The following is a 16,974-nucleotide window of genomic DNA, read 5'->3' on the forward strand; positions in this document are numbered from 1 at the left end:
ATGCCTACCACCTGCGGCGGATGCGGTGGGGCCGTTGGGGGTGCGGTGGTGCGCCGGTTCATCCGGTCGGCCGCGCCCGGCGTGCGCGGGCCGGGGTTCGCGCGTATCGGCTGCTGAAACTCCCTGCCGGGCGGGGACGGAGTGTGGTGTCATTCCGCCGAGTCCATGTCAGGAGCAAGTGAAGGAGACGCACATGTCCGCGACCTCTCCGCGGTCCGCCGCCGACCCCGACTGTTCACCCGCCGACGGTTCGCCCCTCCCGGGCGACCGCCGGGCCGGGCTGGGCGCGGCGGTGTGGGCGGCGCTCGGCATCGTGTACGTGCTGTGGGGATCGACCTATCTGGCGATCCGGGTGGTGGTGGAGACCATGCCGCCGCTGCTGTCGGGCTCGCTGCGGTTCGCCGCGGCGGGTGTGCTGCTGGCGGTGGGTCTGGCGGCCCGCCGGGGGCCGCGGGTGCTGCGGGTGACGTGGCGTCAGTTCGCCTCGGCCGCACTGGTGGGCGTGCTGCTGCTGGTCGGCGGCAACGGCATGGTGTCGCTGGCGGAGCGCACCGTCCCGTCGGGGCTGGCGGCGCTGCTGGTGGCGAGTGTGCCGCTGTGGGTGGTGGTGCTGCGCCGGGCGTTCGGGACGAGGACCGGCCCGGCCACCGTGGCGGGCGTGCTGGTCGGCCTGGTGGGCCTGGTGGTGCTGAGCGCGCCGGGCCTGACCGGCCAGGTGGGGCTGACGGGGCTGCTGATGGTGATGGCCGCCGCGGTGGTGTGGGCGCTGGGCTCGGTGCTGGCGGCCCGGCTGCCGATGCCGGCGGATCCGTTCGTGGCGAGCGTGTACGAGATGCTCGCGGGCGCGGTGGGCGCGTTCGCGCTGTCGTTCCTGCGGGGCGAGCCGGGCCGGTTCGATCCGGCGGCGGTGTCCACGGCGTCCTGGGTGGGGCTGGGGTACCTGGTGCTGTTCGGCTCCATCGTCGCGTTCACGTCTTATGCGTGGCTGTTGCAGCGCGCGCCGCTGCCGCTGGTCGCCACCTACGCGTACGTCAACCCGGTGGTGGCGGTCTTCCTCGGGTGGCTGTTCGCCTCCGAGGCCCTGACCTGGCCGATCCTTCTGGGCGGCGCGATAGTCGTCGCCGGGGTGTTCCTGGTGGCCCGCAACGAACGCTGAACGCCGGGCGGGCCCGCCGCCCGCCCAGTCTTCAAGAAGGTAACGACTTGCCTCCACCACCCCGACCAATGATTTACTTCTTGACGGCACATGACGGGTGGGCTTGACTCCCCTTCACCTCGCCGCAGGGACGCGGCGCCGTCAGGGAGGCACCACCCACCATGAACTCGATGTCGCGTCGACTCGTCATCGGCGCCGCCGCCGTGTCGATGACGCTGTCACTGGCCGCCTGCGGGGGCGGCCACAGCTCCTCGTCGGGCAACCAGGCGATCGGCCTGCTGCTGCCCGAACGCGCCTCCTCCACCCGGTACGAAGCATTCGACAAGCCGCTGATCGAGACGGCCGTCAGCGGCCTGTGCACCAAGTGCACCATCGACTACGCCAACGCGGACGGCGACGAGCAGGCCCAGAAGAAGCAGTTCGACGCGCTGCTGGCCCGCAACGTCAAGGTCATCCTGCTCGACCCGGTGAACGCCGCGGCCACCGCGCCGTGGATCGACGAGGCCGCCAAGAAGGGCACCAAGGTCATCGCGTACGACCGGCTGGCCGCCGGCAAGGTCTCCGCGTACATCTCGTTCGACAACCAGCGCACCGGCGAACTCCAGGGCCGCGCCCTGCTGGACGCGCTCGGCAGCAAGGCGTCCGGCGCCGAGATCGTGATGATCAACGGCGCGGAGACCGACCCGAACGCGGGCGACTTCAAGGCCGGCGCGCACCACGCGCTGGACGGCAAGGTCAAGCGAATAGCCTACGAGCAGTCCGGCGAGTGGAAGCCCGAGGTGGCCGCCGCCAGGATGAACGAGGCGATGAACAAGCTCGGCAAGAACGGCTTCCAGGCCGTCTACTCCGCCAACGACGGCATGGCCGGCGCGATCATCGACGAGCTGCACAAGGCCGGACGCACCGACGTCCCGGTCGGCGGGCAGGACGCCTCGCTGGACGCCGTCCGCCGGATCCTCACCGGCGAGCAGGCCTACACCATCTACAAGCCGTACCAGCCGGAGGCCGAGGCCGCCGCCGACATGGCGGTCTACCTGGTCAAGGGCATCGACCTCACCTCGGTGGCCTCCGCGACCACCGAGTCGAACGGCCTGCAGATCCCGTCCATGCTGCTCAGCCCGGTGGTCGTCACCAAGGCCAAGGTCGCCGAGACCATCGTCGCGGGCGGCCTGTACAAGGCCGAGGAGATCTGCACCCCGCAGTACGCGCAGGCCTGCCGCGCCGCGAACATCCCCGGCGCCTACTGACCGGGACGGGCCGCCTGACCGGGACGGGCCGCGCGACTCCCGTGTGCGGGGGCGTCGCGCGGCCCGCGCCCCCAGGCACGTTGCCGGAAAGCGCCTTCCACGTGACCGGTAGATCACAGGACGGCGGCGAACCGGCGGCCCGGTACCCAAGCGTCCGCCTGCCGTGGTCCACTGGGCACCTTGCCGAGCGAGGGGAGCGTGCGACATGATCCTGGACCTTGACCTGCAGACCGACTACTTCCGGGCCGCCGACGAGACGGCGGTGCGGACGGTGCTGGCCGACAAGGAGGGGAAGCCCGCCGAGGCGTTCGAATCCGTGCGGGCCAGGCGGATCGACCCGACCACCGTGCTGCGCCGCCTGGTCGCGGCCGTGGAGATCAAGGAGTTCGAGGCCGGCGGGACGCCCGACCGCTCGGTGTGGCCGACCGGGCCGCAGCCCTGGGTGACGGAGGACGAGCCCACCGAGGTCGACCGGGAGAACCCGTGGATGACCGGGCCCTGGGTGGTGGAACTCTCCGACGAGACCCGCGACGTCCTCGCCACCATCGAACGCAAGCGGCTGCCCGAACTCGCCGCCCGCTGGGCCCGCGCCGAGGAGCTCCGCCCGCTGGCGACCGCCGAACTCGTCCAGCTGATCCACCGCCTGGGCGTCCTGGCCCGCCGCGCCCAGAAGGCCGAGCAGCACCTGTACTGCTGCCTCTCCGGCTGACCTTGAACGACCGCATCGAGCTCTTCCGCGCCCCGGATGCCGCCGCCGTCCTCACCACCCTCGGCGGCGGCTCCGCGCTGTCCGCGCTGCGCCCCTACGACCCGGACGTGCCCGCCATCGAACCCTAACTCCTGGGCGCCCTGGCCGAGTTGGCCGGCCGGGCGACGACCGCCGGCCAGTCGCTGTACTACCGGCCGACCGGCTGAGCCGCCGCCGGATCAGCTCCGACGCCCCGGTCCGGCGTCCGCCGTGCGCTGGGTGACGGCGATGCAGGCGACCACGGCGAGGGCGGTCGGGACGGCCGTGCCGGGGAGCGGTTCGGCGAGCAGGAGGACAGCCCAGCAGAGGGTCAACAGAGGCTGGGCGAGCTGGAGTTGGCTGGCCCGGGGGATGCCGATGGCGGCCATGCCGCGGTACCAGACCACGAAGCCGAGGAACTGGGAGACCACGCCCAGCCAGGCGAGGCCGCCGACGGCGGGCCAGGTCCAGCGGAGCGGTTCGGCGGCCAGGCCGAGGGCGGTGGTGGCGACGGTGGCGGGGAGGGCCGCGACCAGGCTCCAGGCGATCACCTGCCACCCGGGCATGCTGCGGGCCAGCCGGCCGCCCTCCGCGTAGCCGACGGCGCAGATCAGCAGTCCGGCGAAGAGCAGCAGGTCGGCGGTGGTCAGGACGGCGCCGTGGCTCTGCTGGACGGTGAAGGCCAGCACCGCGCCCGCCCCGGCCAGGGCGGCGAGCCAGAACGGGCGCGGCGGGCGGGAGCCGGAGCGCAGGGCGGCGACGGCGGCGGTGCCCAGCGGCAGCAGGCCGATCACCACGGCCGAGTGGGCGGTGGAGGAAGCCCGGAGCGCGAGCGTCGACAGGACCGGGAAGCCGATCACGCAGCCCACCGCGACGGCGGCCAGGCCCGGCCAGGCGGAACGCGGCGGCACCCGCGCGCCGGTCGCGAGCAGGCAGGCGCCGGCCAGCAGCGCGGCCACCACGCCGCGCAGGCCGGTGAGCGTCCACGGGCCGAAGCCGTCCAGGGCCCAGCGGGTGGCGGGGAAGGTGAAGGAGAAGGCGAGCGACCCCAGGGCGGCCTGAACCGTTCCGGTGACCGCTACTGGAAGCGGGGCGATAGCGCTATTCTGTGCTGACATACAGGACGGTAGCAGTCGGCCCGAGCTGATCGGAAGGCCCGTCAATGACCGTGCAGGAGCTGACGGATGCGCTGCGCAGCACCGTGTTGCGCTACTCGCCTGGCGAGCGGATTCCCAGTAGCAGGGAGCTGGTGGAGCGCTACCGGGTGAGTCCGGTGTCGGTGTCCCGGGCGATCCGCGAGCTGGTCGCGGAGGGCGTGGTGGTGTCGCGTCCGGGCGCGGGGGTGTTCCGGGCCGAGCCGCGCCCGGCGGCCGTCCCGCAGGGCGACTTCTCGTGGCAGGAGGTGGCGCTGAGCGCGGAGGCGGGTGCGCCGCCGGCCCGGGTGGTGGACGCCGCCGGGGTGCTGTCGGCGCTCGCCCCGGCCCCGCCGGAGGTGATCGACCTGAACAGCGGCTACCCGCATCCCTCGCTGCTGCCGGAGCGGGCGCTGGCCGGTGCGCTGTCGCGGGCGGGCCGCCGTCCGGGCGCGTGGGGGCGGCCGCCGGTGGAGGGACTGCCGGAGTTGCGCGGCTGGTTCGCCCGCGAGGTCGGCGGCGGGGTCACGGCGGCGGAGGTGCTGGTGACGGCCGGCGGGCAGAGCGCGTTGACCACGGCGCTGCGGTCGCTGGCCCCGCCGGGAGCGCCGGTGCTGGTCGAGTCCCCGACCTACCCGGGCGTGCTGGCGATCGCCCGGGCGGCGGGGCTGCGTCCGGTGCCGGTTCCGGTGGACGAGGACGGGGTGCGTCCGGAGCGGCTGGCGGAGGCGTTCGCGGTGTCCGGGGCCCGGCTGTTCGTCTGTCAGCCGCTGTTCCACAACCCGACGGGCGCGGTGCTGGGCGCCGGGCGGCGGCGTGCGGTGCTGGACGCCGCGAAGCGCGCCGGGGCGTTCGTGGTGGAGGACGACTTCTCCCGGCTGCTGGCGCACGCCGACGCACCCGAGCTGCCGGCGCCGCTGGCCGCCGACGACCCGGACGGCACCGTGGTGCACGTGCGTTCGCTGACCAAGGCGGCCTCCCCGAGCCTGCGGGTGGGGGCGCTGGTGGCGCGCGGACCGGCGCTGGCCCGGTTGCGGGCCGTCCAGACGGTCGACTCGTTCTTCGTCCCGCGCCCGCTCCAGGAGGCCGCGCTGGAACTCGTCTCCTCCCCCGAGTGGCCCCGTCATCTCCGGCTGCTGGCCCGGGAGTTGGCCGACCGCCGACAGCTGTTCGCGGCCGCGCTGGCCCGCCGCGTCCCCGGCCTGCTGCCGGCCCGGCTCCCTTACGGCGGCTTCCATCTGTGGCTGTCGCTGCCCGCGTCGCTCGACCCGGTCGGGTTCACCGCCGCCGCGCTGCGCCACGGCGTGTCGATCTCCCCGGGCGCGGCCTACTTCACCGCGGAGCCGGCCCCGAGGATCCGGGTGAGCTTCTGCGGCGCCGAGAATCACACTCAACTGACGGACGCGGCAGGCCGGTTGGCCGCCGCGCTGGCCTCCCTGGGCTGACCGCCGCCGACTGCCCCGCCGGGGGCGGCGGGGCCGGGCCGTCAGTGGGCGAACTCCAGCAGGGCGATGCCGGTGAGCACGGTGGCGCTGGCGGCCAGCCGCAGCGGGCCGAGGCGTTCGCGCAGCACGAAAGCGCCGATCAGGGCGGCGATCACGATGGAGGTCTCCCGGAGGGCGGCGACGGTGGGCAGGTCGCCGACGGTCTGCGCCCACACCACCAGGCCGTACGCGGTGAGCGACATCAGGCCGCCGGCCGCCGCGACGGCGCGGCCCTCGCGCAGCGCGGGCCGCAGGGTGCGGCCGCGGACGGCGGCCACGGCGGCGAGCACGCCGAGGCCCTGGAGGAGGAACATCCAGGCGATGTAGCCGCCGGTGGAGGTCGCGACGCGCACCCCGCTCCCGTCCACCACGGTGTAGCCGGCGATCAGCACGCCGGTGCCCAACGCGGCGGCCAGCGCGGGCAGTTGGTCGCGGCGCGGCCACCCTCCAACCAGAGCGAGGCCGGTCAGGCCGAGGGAGATGACGGCGACGGCGGCGACCTGGCCGGCCGGGAGGGGGTGGTGCAGGACGGTCGCGGCGAGCAGCGCGACCACGGCCGGGGAGGTGCCGCGGGCGATCGGGTACATCTGCCCGAAGTCGCCGAGCCGGTAGGCCCGGGCCAGCAGCAGCTGGTAGCCGACCTGGAGGACGGTCGAGGCCAGCAGGTAGGGCACGGCGCGGAGCCCCGGCAGCGGCACGACCAGCGCGAAAGCGGCGCCGAAGGCCACGAAGACCACGTTCATCAGCGCGACCCCGGCCAGCCGGTCGCGCACCCCGTGCACCAGCGCGTTCCACACCGCGTGCAGCAGTGCCGCCGCCAACACCACGACCGGTACGGCTTCCTGGCTCACCGGCGTCTCCCTCCGACAGCTCCCCGACCATCAACTTGTACAGACAACTTAGCGTGCCGTCGCCGCCCGCCCGGCACCGCCCCGGTGGCCCGCCCGGCCGGGGGCGGGCAAGACTGGACGGGTGCCCGAACTCCCCGAGGTGCAGGCGCTCGCCGAGCGGATGGCCACCGCCTGCGCCGGACGCGTCCTGGAGCGCGTGGACGTGCTGTCGATCCCCGCGCTGAAGACCTTCGACCCGCCGGTGCAGGCGCTCACCGGGCGGGCCGTCGACGCGGTGACCCGGCACGGCAAGTTCCTCGACCTGGCCACCGACGGCGGCCCGCACCTGGTGGTGCACCTGGCCCGGGCCGGCTGGGTGCACCCGCGTGCGTCCTTCCCGGCCAAGCCGCCGAGCCGGCGCGGCCCGCTCGCGCTGCGGCTGGTGCTGGACGACGGCAGCGGCTTCGACCTCACCGAACAGGGCACCACCAAGCGGCTGGCCGCGTACGTGGTGACGGATCCCGGGCAGGTCCCGGGCATCGCCCGCCTCGGCGTGGACGCGCTCGCCGCCACGCCCGAGCAGCTGACCGCGCTGGCCGCCGGGGCCCGGCAGCGACTGAAGACCTTCCTCACCGACCAGAGCGTGCTGGCCGGGATCGGCAACGCCTACTCCGACGAGATCCTGCACACCGCCCGGCTCTCCCCGTACGCCCTGGCGGCCTCCCTGGACGCCGGTCGGCTGGCCCGGCTGCACGCCGCGATCGGGCGTGAACTGGGCGGCGCGCTGGAGCAGTTGAGGGCGGTGCCGATCGAAGGGCTGAAGTCGGAGAAGAAGGCCGACCTGGCGGTGCACGGCCGGGCCGGCGAGCCCTGCCCGGTGTGCGGGGACACCGTGCGCTCGGTGAACTTCGCCGACTCCTCGCTCCAGTACTGCCCGACCTGCCAGACCGGCGGACGGGTGCTGGCGGACCGCCGGCTGTCCCGGCTGCTCAAGTGAACAGCCCCACCGTTGAACCACTGTGCTCGAAGCTGCGCGAATCTCGCTATGATCAAGCAGTTTCACACAGTCGAGTCGAGTTCCCTGGGGGCGTCCGTCGTGATCCTCACCGTCACACCCAATCCGGCGCTGGACGTCACCTACACCGTCCCCCACTTCCGCCCGCACACCAGCCACCGGGTCACCGGGATCGCAGCGCAGGCCGGCGGCAAGGGCGTCAACGTGGCCCGGGTGCTCACCGCGCTCGGCCGCCCCGCCCGCTGCGTCCTCCCGCTCGGCGGGCCCACCGGCGAGGCGGTGCGCGCCGAACTCGCCGCCGCCGGGCTCGACCACGCCGCCGTCCCGATCGCGGGCGACACCCGCCGCACCGTCGCCGTGGTCGACACCGCCGACGCCACCATGTTCAACGAGCCCGGCCCGGCGCTCTCGCCCGCCGAGTGGGACGCCCTGCTCGCCGAGACCGGACGCCACCTCCCGCAGGCCTCCGTCCTGGTCCTCTCCGGCAGCCTCCCGCCCGGCGCCCCCGCCGACGGCTACGCCCGACTCGTCACGCTGGGGCGCGAGTTCGGCGTCCCCGTGGTGCTCGACGCGGACGGCCCCGCGCTGCTCGCCGCGCTGCCCGCCCGGCCCACCGCGATCAAGCCGAACGCCGCCGAACTGACCTCCGCCACCGGCCTGCCCGACCCGTACGACGCCGCCCGCACCCTGCTGCGGCGCGGCGCGGAGTCCGTCCTCGCCTCGCTCGGGCCGGACGGGCTGCTCGCCGTCGACGCCCACGGCGCGTGGCGGTGCGCCCCTCCCGCCGCCGTCGCCGGCAACCCCACCGGCGCGGGCGACTCCGCCGTCGCCGCGCTCGCCGCCGGCCTGTCCGGCAACGCCGGCTGGCCCGCGATCCTGCCGGACGCGGTGGCGCTGTCCGCCGCCACCGTCCTGCACCCCCGGGCCGGCCGCTTCGACGACGACGCCTACCGCCGCCTGCGCCACTCCCTGACCGCCGCCCGGCTCGGCGCGACGCCGCCCGCCGACTGGTAACTCCCGCCGCGGCGAAGGAAATCGACTCGAACCGCCCCCGAGCAGGGCCCTACGCTGACCGTCATGGCCCACACCAAGACCTCCTACGTCTGCCTGCCCTGCCGTGCCTCCTACAAGCAGCCGTTCCCGGACGGCCACGAGCGGCGCTGCCCGCGCTGCGCCGCGCCGCTGATCCACACGGGCTCCGCCTTCGCCGCACCCAAGCGGCGCGACACCGCCGGCTGGCGGACGCTGTCGGTCCTGCTGAACGCCGGCATCCGCTTCCACAAGGGCTGCTGCGGCGGCCCCGGCTACCGCCCGCGCACCCTGAGCGAGGTCCGTGAGCGAATGACGCACGCACGCCGAACGGGCGAGCCCTTCGCGACAGCCCTGACGCGCCCCGAACTTCCGTAGTTCCGAAGGGGGTTCGGCCCGGCGGCCGCACTGAAGGTCCCGCCGGGAGCGCTGCCGGCGGCGGCGCCCACGCACATTCGCTCCGACCCGCGTTCACTCTTCCGAGGCATTGGGCCGAATGGTTCGAGCACGTACAGTGAATTCGCCGGGACACTCCCCCGAACGGGTGTATTCGCCGTCCCGGTCCGACCGGACCGACCCACCGACGAATCAGGCGGCCCCGCATTCGGCCGCCGACGAGGACGGCCGCTTCTGCCGCCGGTCCTTTCCGGGGACGGCACGCGCACCGCCCCGACAAAGACGGAAAACAGCCCGCCGCCGCGCGCGGAAACCGACGCACGCCCGCGGCGCGACCATTCTCGGGAGGAACCATGAACGCGGCCGCCAACTGGGACGACATCCTGGTCCGGGACAATTTCCAGGACACCGGGCAGACCCCCACCGCCGACCCGGTGTGGGAATCGCCGGACATCATCCCCTTCGGCAGCGACATCCTCGGCTTCGACCTGCTGGAGTCCAGCTACAACGGCCCGGACCTCGGCGTGAGCCATCCCATCGTGCAGGGCCAGCTCAACCGGATCTACGTCCGGGGGAAGAACCTGCGGACGGGCTGCCCCAGCTCCGGCGACGTCCGGCTGTACTTCGCCCCCGGCGGGCTGCTGCTGGACCCGCGGGCCTGGACCCCGATCCCCGTCGAGGGCGGCGGCACCAGCGTCCCGTTCGTCGTCCGCAGCGGTTCCCGGGAGATCCCGCCCGGACAGATCTGCGTCACCAGGACCGCCTTCCTCTTCCCGAGCCGGACACCGCCGGGCCACTACTGCACGATCACCACCGTGGACTCCCCCGCCCACCCGATGTCGGCGACCCTGCCCACGTTCAACTCGCTCGTCGACTACCTGAACTGGGTCCGGTACAACCCCAACGTCGGCTGGCGCAACATCGACGTGATCCCGTGCCGGCAGACCGAGTACGTCCTCGCCAACCTGGCGATCTGCAACCTGAACAACACCCCGGCGCGGTTCGTCTTCGGGATCTCCGGCACCGACCTGCCGAACGGCACCGCGGTCTTCTCCAACACCGACCAGCGGGCGCCGTTCAGCCTGACCGCGCAGGTCTACGCGCCCGGCAGCGACGAGGGGTACACGCGCTCGATCCTGCTGCCCGCCAACTACTCCGGCACGGTCACGGTCGTGGTCCGGTTCGACCAGCCCCTGCCGTGCGACGCCCGGATCGTGCTGCGGGCGTACAACCCGGTGACCAACAACGCCGGGGCGCTCGAACGCCGGCTCGCCGTCCCGCTCACCGGTGTGCCCGAGCTCGCGGACGCGCTGTTCCTCGAACTCGGCGCGTACACCTTCGTCGCCGCGGAGAGCAGCGTCTGACACCGTCGCTACGCGGCGACGGAGACCAGGGTCAGCAGGCCGCAGACCGTCACGTTGATCCACTTGTAGGCGACCAGCACGGCGACGAACTCGCGGATGGTCGCGCTGGGCCAGAAGTAGGCGGCGGTGGGCGAGCCGGCGACCTGGCCGTTGACGCCCTGCCGGCGGGCGAGGAGGGCGGCGCGGAAGGCGTGGAAGTTGTTGGTGACCACCACGCAGCTGTAGTCGGGGTCGGCGGCGCTCATCAGCTCGCGGGAGAAGCGCAGGTTCTCCTCGGTGGTGCGGGAGCGGTCCTCCAGGACGATCCGGTCGGCGGGGAAGCCCCGCTCGGTGAGGTAGGCGGCCATCGCGTGGGACTCGGGGAGTTGCTCGTCGGGTCCCTGCCCGCCGGAGGCGATCAGCAGCGGCGGGCGGCCGTTCGCGGCCTGCCGCTCGTACAGGGCGCGGCCGCGCTCCAGGCGGCTGGCCAGCAGCGGCGGGACCCGGGTGCCGCCGAGCAGTCCGGAGCCGAGGACGACGACGTAGTCCACGTCCTGACGCGGCATCAGCCGACCGTACAGGTAGGCGTAGCCGATGAAGCAGACGAACAGGAACGACAGGTAGCAGGTCAGCAGGAGGGCGGTGCGGGCGACCGCCGACAGCGCGGGCGAGTCGGCCTGGGGGGCGGCGACCAGCAGCCCGACGACCGCCAGGATGGCGACGCCGCAGAGCAGCGACAGCAGGTTGGCGACCCGCCGGCCCTCCTTGCGGATCATCTTGAAACCGTTGGCGATCAACAGCCCGGCGAGCACCAGGGTGGCGAGCGCCGGGGCGAGGACGACGACGATCAGGACGACCTCGGCAAGGACGGAGTCGACCTTCCCGAGCGTGACGAGCAGGGCGAACGCCAGGAAGGTGAGGGCGAGTCCGAGGTACACGGCGTTGCTGAAGCGACGTCGGTCGCGCAGCACGCCGACGGCGGCGAGCAGGAGGAAGAAGACCGCGGGAGCATACAGAAGCATGCGGTCCAGCCTAGGCACCGACGCAAAGCGCAGTGGTTGACGCCCTGTGAATCCGGGCACTTCCGGCCCGACAATCGGGCGAACCCCTACGTAATATGACGATCCGCCAGGTCAGCGACGGGCGAGCGCGCCGCCCTGCGGGAACCCTTCCGTGAGGTCCTCGGCGATCATGCGCTTGGCGATGGTGTCGGCGGCGGCCCGCAGTTCGGCGCCGCTGGGGTGGCCGAGGTCCTGCTCCAGCCGGTGGCACAGCCACTGGCCCCAGGCGCGGGTGATGGTCGCGGCCTCGCGTTCGCCGGCCTCGGTGTGCGCGTAGAAGTCGCCGTGCGCCTCCAGGAATCCTTCGGCGACCATCCGGTCGTACACCGGCCGGAGGACCTCCGGCGGGACGCGGCGGCGGGCGGCGATCAGGTTGAGGGTGGCGTGGCCGACGGTGCGGGTGAACAGGTCGACCTGCATGACGGCCCAGGCGCCGGCCATGTCGAGCCGGGTGCCGGAGTCGGCGACGATCTGCCGGGCGGTCTCCAGGCCCGCGGTGCCGAGGAGTTTGCCGACGGCGAATTCGAGCAGCCGCGCGGAGTCGCCGGAGGACGGCTGGGCGAAGCCCTCGCCCATGTCGGTGGAGCCGGCCCGGGCGGAGTCGCGCAGCGGCACCTGCTTGAGGAACAGCGCCACCAGGAAGCCCAGCAGCGCGACCGGCACCGTCCACAGGAACACGGTGTGCAGCGAGTCGGCGTACGCCCGGATCACCGGCTCGGCCGCGGCCGGCGGCAGGCCCTGCACGCCGTGCGGGCTCTTCGCGGCGGCCGCGATCTGCTCGGGGCTGCTGCCGGTGGCCCGGGCGGCCGCGGCGACGCCGTCGGCGAGGTTGGTCTTCAGCGTGTTGGTGTAGATGGTGCCGAACACGGCGGTGCCGAACGAGGATCCGAGGGTGCGGAAGAACGTGACGCCGGAGGTGGCGGTGCCGAGGTCGGAGTAGTCGACGGTGTTCTGCACCGCGATGGTGAGCACCTGCATGCACAGGCCGATGCCGACGCCGAGCACGAACATGTACAGGCTGGCCAGCCACGCGCTGGTGCCCGGGTTCAGCCGCGACAGCAGGTACAGCCCGACCGCCATCACCAGCGAGCCGACGATCGGGAAGATCCGGTACGTGCCGGTCTTGGAGACCACGTTGCCGCTGAAGATCGACGCGATCAGCAGGCCGAGCACCATCGGCAGGGTCCGCACGCCCGAGACCGTCGCCGAGTCGCCGTCCACGTACTGCAGGAACGTCGGCAGGAAGGTCATCGCGCCGAGCATCGCGAAGCCGACGATGAAGCTGAGCACCGAGCAGACCGTGAACACCTGGTTGCGGAACAGCCGCATCGGCAGGGTGGGTTCGACGGCGCGGGTCTCCACCCAGCAGAACAGGCCGAGCGCGACCACGCCGCCCGCGAACAGGCCGATGATGACGGGCGAGCCCCAGGCGTACTCGTTGCCGCCCCAACTGGTCGCCAGGATCAGGGCGCTGGCCCCGATCGCGACCAGCACGATGCCCAGGTAGTCGACCACCGGCCGGGACGCGGAGCGGACCACCGGGATGTTCCGGGCCGCCGCGATCACCACCAGGATCGCGATCGGCACGTTGACGTAGAACGCCCAGCGCCAGGACAGGTGATCGGTGAACAGCCCGCCCAGCAGCGGTCCGATCACGGTGGCGACACCGAACACCGCGCCGATCGCGCCCTGGTACTTGCCGCGTTCGCGCAGCGGGATGACGTCCGCGATCAGCGCCATCGAGGTGACCATCAGACCGCCCGCGCCGACGCCCTGCACCGCCCGCCAGGCGATCAGCAGCGTCATGTTGGTGGCCAGGCCGCACAGGAACGAGCCGGTGATGAACACGATCGCGGAGATCTGGAAGACCACCTTGCGGCCGAACAGGTCGCCCATCTTGCCGACCAGCGCCGTGGTGACGGTCTCCGCCAGCAGGTAGGACGTCACCACCCAGGACATGTGCGCGGCGCCGCCGAGGTCCGCGACGATGGTGGGCAGCGCGGTGCCGACGATGGTCTGGTCGAGGGCGGCCAGCAGCATGCCGAGCACGATGGTGCCGAACACGACGTTGCGCTGCCGCCGGTCGAGGACGGGCGGGGCCGCCGGGCTGGTCTCGCTGGTGGTGGTCACCGCGACATCGTCACACTTTGACCCGTTCCGTCCGTTCCGACACCCCGTTCGGCGAAGAATGATCGATCCGCGCCCGGACGGCGGTGCGACAAGAGTGAAGTCCCACCGCGTTAGAGGGACATGGACAGGACGACGACGACCGGGAACCACGCCGAACCCCTCGAATTCCGGGACTTCGCGGCGGCCCGCGGCCGACACCTGGTGCGCACCGCGTACCTGCTGACCGGCGGCGACGCCCACCTCGCCGAGGACCTCGCCCAGGAAGCCCTCGGCAAGCTCTACGGCAGTTGGCGGCGGGTCTCCCGGATGGCGAACCCGGCCGGGTACGCCAGAACCGTCCTGGTCAACACCTTCATCAGCCACCGGCGCCGGCGCAGCAGCGGCGAACACGTCACCGACACCTTCGCCGAGTCCGCCGCGCCCGTCGCCGACCCCGCCCTGCGCCTCACCCTGCTCCACGCGCTCGGCGAACTCCCGCAGCAGGACCGGGCGGTGCTCGTCCTGCGCTACTGGGAGGACCTCGGCGTCGAGGAGACCGCCGCCGTACTGCGGCTCTCCCCGACCGCCGTCCGATCCCGCGCGTCCCGGGCGCTGAGCCGCCTGCGCGACCGCCTCGGCAGCGAGTACGCCGAACTCGCCCGCATCTGACGATCCTTCAGCACTGTTTCCGGAGACCACCGATGACTTCCGAAGAGGACTTCGCCCGCGCGCTGCGGGCCTCCGCCGAACTCGCCCCCGCACCGGCCGGCGATCTGCTCGCCCTGAACGCCGAACTCCGCGGCCGCAATCGGGTACTGCGCCGCCGGGCGGCCGGGGCCTCCGCGGTCGCCCTGGTCGCCGCGGCCGGGTGCGCGCTGGCCCTGCTGCCCTGGGGGACGCCCGCGGGCGTTTCGGCGGCCGGGGACACCCCGTCGGCCGCGGCGCCGACGCCCGTCGACTGGTTCATGCCCCGTACCCTGCGTTCACTGCTGCCCAAGGAGGGCAAGGTCGACGCCCAGAAGATCTCCAGCATCGACCAGTCGATGACTCTGTCGGCCGCCGTGGAGTACGACGACGGCCACGGCCCGGCCCAGGTCGGCGTGACCGCCGAGCGGGTGGTCACGCCGCTCACCGACGCCGACCCCGCGCTGCAGTGCCCGGACACCCTGGACGAGCCGACCACCACCTGCCACGTCACCACCCGGCCGGACGGCTCCCGCCTGGTCACCGCCGCGAAGGCCCCGCGCTGGGACGGCGACACCCGCACCTGGACGGCGACGTTCGCCGCCCCCGACGGCCGGATGATCCGCGCCTTCGAGATCGTCACCGGTTTCGCCGACAATCCGGACCGCGAGCAGCCTCCGCTGCCGATGGACGGCCTGCAGAAGATCGCCACCTCCGACGACTGGAAACCGGTCTTCGAGCTGCTGCCCCCCGGCAAGGTGTTCACCGAGCCCGTCACCGTCGATCACGTGGCCGCCGCCCTGCGCGAGGCCCTGCCCGCCGGGGCCGTGTTCGACCCGGGCAAGGACACCCAGAACATCCCCGGCCGGATCCACGGAACGGTGTCGCTCAACGGGCGCACCAGCAACATGGTCGTCACCGTCGCGCACAACTGGGAGTACGGCTCGCCCGGCGACGAGCGGGTCAGGTTCCAGCAGATGGGCTCGACCGCGAACATCCACAAGACCGTGAACGGCATCGACACCTTCCTCAAGAAGATCCCGCTCGCCGGCCCCGGCCACACGCCCGAGACCCAGGGCACGGACTGGTTCGCCGCCGCACAGTTCCCCGGCCGCACCGTGGTCACCGTCAAGCTGTGGACGCCCGGAACCGGCAACCAGCACGCCACCGGGCCGGGTGCGCTCGACGAGGACCAGGTCGTCGCGCTGGTCTCCGCCGCGAACTGGTCGCACGCCTGACGCCCGCCCGGGCGCGCCGGTGCTCCCACCGGCGCGCCCGGGTCGTGATGATGGGGCGATGGACTGCCTGTTCTGCCGTGTCGTGGCCGGCGAGGTCCCGGTCGAGACCGTCCTCGCCGACGACATCGTCCTCGCCTTCCTCGACCACCGGCCGCTCTTCCCCGGCCACCTGCTGGTGATCCCGCGCCGCCACGTCCCCACCCTGACCGACCTCACCGACGCGGAGACCGGCCCGTACTGGACCCGGGTCCGGCTGCTGACGGCCGCCGTCGAGCGCGGCATGTCCGCGGCGGGCAGCTTCGTCGCGGCCAACAACCGGATCAGCCAGTCTGTCCCCCACCTGCACACGCACATCGTGCCCCGCAACCCCAAGGACGGCCTCCGCGGCTTCTTCTGGCCCCGCACCCGCTACCGCGACGCCGCCCACGCGGCCTCCACAGCAGCCTCGATCCGCGCCGCCCTCTGACCCCACCCACCCGAGCACCCGCGTCGGGCACCGAGAGGCCACGTTGCGCGGGCGAGGGCTGCGGGCCGGGGGCGTCGTCCCCGCACCGACCGGGCAGACCCCGTTGCGGGCGCCGCTATGTCTCGTCTGCGGTGCCCCGGACCGCTGTGCGGAAGGCGATGGGGGTGGTGCCGGTGCGTTGGTGGAAGAACTTGGCGAAGTTGGCGGCGTCGGCGAAGCCGAGGTGGTCGGCTATGCGGGCGGCGGGGGTGTCGCTGTGGGCGAGCAGGCGTTTGGCTTCGAGGATGACGCGGCGGTCGACGAATTCCTTGGCGCCGATGCCGGTGGCGGCGAGGGTGGCGCGGGAGAGGGTGCGGGGGGAGTAGCCGAGCGCTTTGGCGTAGTCGTCGACGCGGCGGGTGCGGGTGAAGTGGTGTTCGACGGCGTGGCGGAAGCGGCGGTAGGTCTCGCCGGGTTCGGCGGCGGTGGTGGTGCCGCAGGGGCTCGGGGGGTTGGCGAGCCGGAGGAGGAGCGCGGCGAGGAGGTGGCGGAGCAGGGCGTGGTGGATGTCGGCGGGGAGGTCGGCGCCGGCGGCGAATTCGTGGTGGAGGTGGCGCAGCGCCTGTCGGAGGGCGTCGCGTGCGGGGCCGGTGGTGTGCAGGACGGCCGCGGCGAAGGGGTCGTCGAGGTGGGCGGCGGCGACCGTCGCCGGGTCGGGGAAGCCGGGTTCGAAGAGGACGAGGGTGCCGTCGGCGTCGCCGAGTTCGCCCCACTGCTGGACCTGTCCGGGGCGGACCCAGAGCCAGCTGCCGGGGCGGACGTCGTGTTCGGTGAAGTCGACGGTGTGGCGGAGGGCGCCGCGGTCGAGGGTGAGCAGGTGGTGGAAGGCGGGCCGTTGGGGGCGGTGGAAGGCCCGGTCGGTGGCGGCCGCGCGGCGGGCGCGCAGTTCGGCGAGGGTCATCACTTCGACGCCGACCGGTCCGCCGGGTGGCGCGGCGAACGGGACCTCGGGGATCGTCGTCCCGGACGTCGGGTTGTCACTGCCTCGCATGCTCACCACATCCGCAGCCAGGCTAC

The 16,974-nt window shown here is 73.2% G+C and carries 17 protein-coding genes; 12 read left to right on the top strand and 5 right to left on the bottom strand.

Annotated elements, in window-relative coordinates; all coding sequences use genetic code 11:
• Positions 1–193 precede the first annotated feature (193 nt).
• From ACFV4P_RS08845 to ACFV4P_RS08860, 4 genes are all read left to right on the top strand, one after another.
• Positions 194–1,156, top strand: a complete 963-nt coding sequence (locus ACFV4P_RS08845; protein ID WP_380468823.1) for an EamA family transporter — start codon at positions 194–196, stop codon at positions 1,154–1,156.
• A gap of 161 nt (positions 1,157–1,317) precedes the next feature.
• On the top strand, positions 1,318–2,403 hold the full coding sequence (locus tag ACFV4P_RS08850; protein ID WP_380468825.1) for a sugar ABC transporter substrate-binding protein: 1,086 nt from the start codon (positions 1,318–1,320) through the stop codon (positions 2,401–2,403).
• Between the two features lie 205 nt (positions 2,404–2,608).
• Positions 2,609–3,112: a hypothetical protein gene (locus tag ACFV4P_RS08855; protein WP_380468827.1), complete on the top strand. Its 504-nt coding sequence runs from the start codon at positions 2,609–2,611 to the stop codon at positions 3,110–3,112.
• A gap of 2 nt (positions 3,113–3,114) precedes the next feature.
• Positions 3,115–3,240, top strand: coding sequence for a hypothetical protein (locus ACFV4P_RS08860; protein ID WP_380468829.1), 126 nt, complete (start codon positions 3,115–3,117; stop codon positions 3,238–3,240).
• Between the two features lie 90 nt (positions 3,241–3,330).
• Here the strand turns inward: ACFV4P_RS08860 and ACFV4P_RS08865 are convergent, their stop codons facing one another.
• On the bottom strand, positions 3,331–4,248 hold the full coding sequence (locus ACFV4P_RS08865; protein ID WP_380468831.1) for a DMT family transporter: 918 nt from the start codon (positions 4,246–4,248) through the stop codon (positions 3,331–3,333).
• Positions 4,249–4,292: 44 nt separating this feature from the next.
• On the opposite strand from ACFV4P_RS08865, the gene ACFV4P_RS08870 reads away from it, so the two are divergent.
• On the top strand, positions 4,293–5,708 hold the full coding sequence (locus ACFV4P_RS08870; RefSeq protein WP_380468833.1) for a PLP-dependent aminotransferase family protein: 1,416 nt from the start codon (positions 4,293–4,295) through the stop codon (positions 5,706–5,708).
• A gap of 41 nt (positions 5,709–5,749) precedes the next feature.
• On the opposite strand, the gene ACFV4P_RS08875 is transcribed toward ACFV4P_RS08870, so the two are convergent.
• The gene (locus tag ACFV4P_RS08875) at positions 5,750–6,598 is read right to left on the bottom strand and encodes an EamA family transporter (protein WP_380468836.1); all 849 of its coding nucleotides are present in this window, start codon (positions 6,596–6,598) and stop codon (positions 5,750–5,752) included.
• Between the two features lie 121 nt (positions 6,599–6,719).
• Between ACFV4P_RS08875 and ACFV4P_RS08880 the strand changes: the two genes are divergently transcribed.
• From ACFV4P_RS08880 to ACFV4P_RS08895, 4 genes are all read left to right on the top strand, one after another.
• Positions 6,720–7,574: an Fpg/Nei family DNA glycosylase gene (locus tag ACFV4P_RS08880; protein WP_380468838.1), complete on the top strand. Its 855-nt coding sequence runs from the start codon at positions 6,720–6,722 to the stop codon at positions 7,572–7,574.
• Between the two features lie 48 nt (positions 7,575–7,622).
• Positions 7,623–8,606, top strand: a complete 984-nt coding sequence (locus ACFV4P_RS08885; protein ID WP_380468841.1) for a 1-phosphofructokinase family hexose kinase — start codon at positions 7,623–7,625, stop codon at positions 8,604–8,606.
• 63 nt (positions 8,607–8,669) lie between these two features.
• Positions 8,670–8,999 (top strand): deoxyxylulose-5-phosphate synthase, encoded by a 330-nt coding sequence (locus ACFV4P_RS08890; RefSeq protein WP_380468843.1) that lies wholly within the window; start codon positions 8,670–8,672, stop codon positions 8,997–8,999.
• 371 nt (positions 9,000–9,370) lie between these two features.
• Positions 9,371–10,381: a hypothetical protein gene (locus ACFV4P_RS08895; protein ID WP_380468846.1), complete on the top strand. Its 1,011-nt coding sequence runs from the start codon at positions 9,371–9,373 to the stop codon at positions 10,379–10,381.
• An 8-nt stretch (positions 10,382–10,389) separates the two neighbouring features.
• Here ACFV4P_RS08895 and ACFV4P_RS08900 read toward each other — a convergent pair whose 3' ends face one another.
• Together ACFV4P_RS08900 and ACFV4P_RS08905 are read right to left on the bottom strand one after the other, a co-directional pair.
• On the bottom strand, positions 10,390–11,382 hold the full coding sequence (locus ACFV4P_RS08900) for a YdcF family protein (protein WP_380468848.1): 993 nt from the start codon (positions 11,380–11,382) through the stop codon (positions 10,390–10,392).
• A gap of 111 nt (positions 11,383–11,493) precedes the next feature.
• Positions 11,494–13,551, bottom strand: a complete 2,058-nt coding sequence (locus ACFV4P_RS08905) for an MDR family MFS transporter (protein ID WP_380468850.1) — start codon at positions 13,549–13,551, stop codon at positions 11,494–11,496.
• 120 nt (positions 13,552–13,671) lie between these two features.
• Between ACFV4P_RS08905 and ACFV4P_RS08910 the strand changes: the two genes are divergently transcribed.
• From ACFV4P_RS08910 to ACFV4P_RS08920, 3 genes are read left to right on the top strand one after another with little or no spacing between them, the layout of a single operon-like run.
• Positions 13,672–14,199 (top strand): SigE family RNA polymerase sigma factor, encoded by a 528-nt coding sequence (locus ACFV4P_RS08910; RefSeq protein ID WP_380468852.1) that lies wholly within the window; start codon positions 13,672–13,674, stop codon positions 14,197–14,199.
• Between the two features lie 32 nt (positions 14,200–14,231).
• The gene (locus tag ACFV4P_RS08915; RefSeq protein ID WP_380468854.1) at positions 14,232–15,452 is read left to right on the top strand and encodes a hypothetical protein; all 1,221 of its coding nucleotides are present in this window, start codon (positions 14,232–14,234) and stop codon (positions 15,450–15,452) included.
• Between the two features lie 58 nt (positions 15,453–15,510).
• On the top strand, positions 15,511–15,918 hold the full coding sequence (locus tag ACFV4P_RS08920; protein WP_380468856.1) for an HIT family protein: 408 nt from the start codon (positions 15,511–15,513) through the stop codon (positions 15,916–15,918).
• Between the two features lie 115 nt (positions 15,919–16,033).
• On the opposite strand, the gene ACFV4P_RS08925 is transcribed toward ACFV4P_RS08920, so the two are convergent.
• Complete coding sequence (locus tag ACFV4P_RS08925) at positions 16,034–16,948, bottom strand: helix-turn-helix domain-containing protein (RefSeq protein ID WP_380468858.1); 915 nt, start codon at positions 16,946–16,948, stop codon at positions 16,034–16,036.
• Between the last annotated feature and the right edge of the window lie 26 nt (positions 16,949–16,974).

The sequence above is a fragment of the Kitasatospora sp. NPDC059795 genome (genome assembly GCF_042732175.1).
GTDB lineage: Bacteria > Actinomycetota > Actinomycetes > Streptomycetales > Streptomycetaceae > Kitasatospora.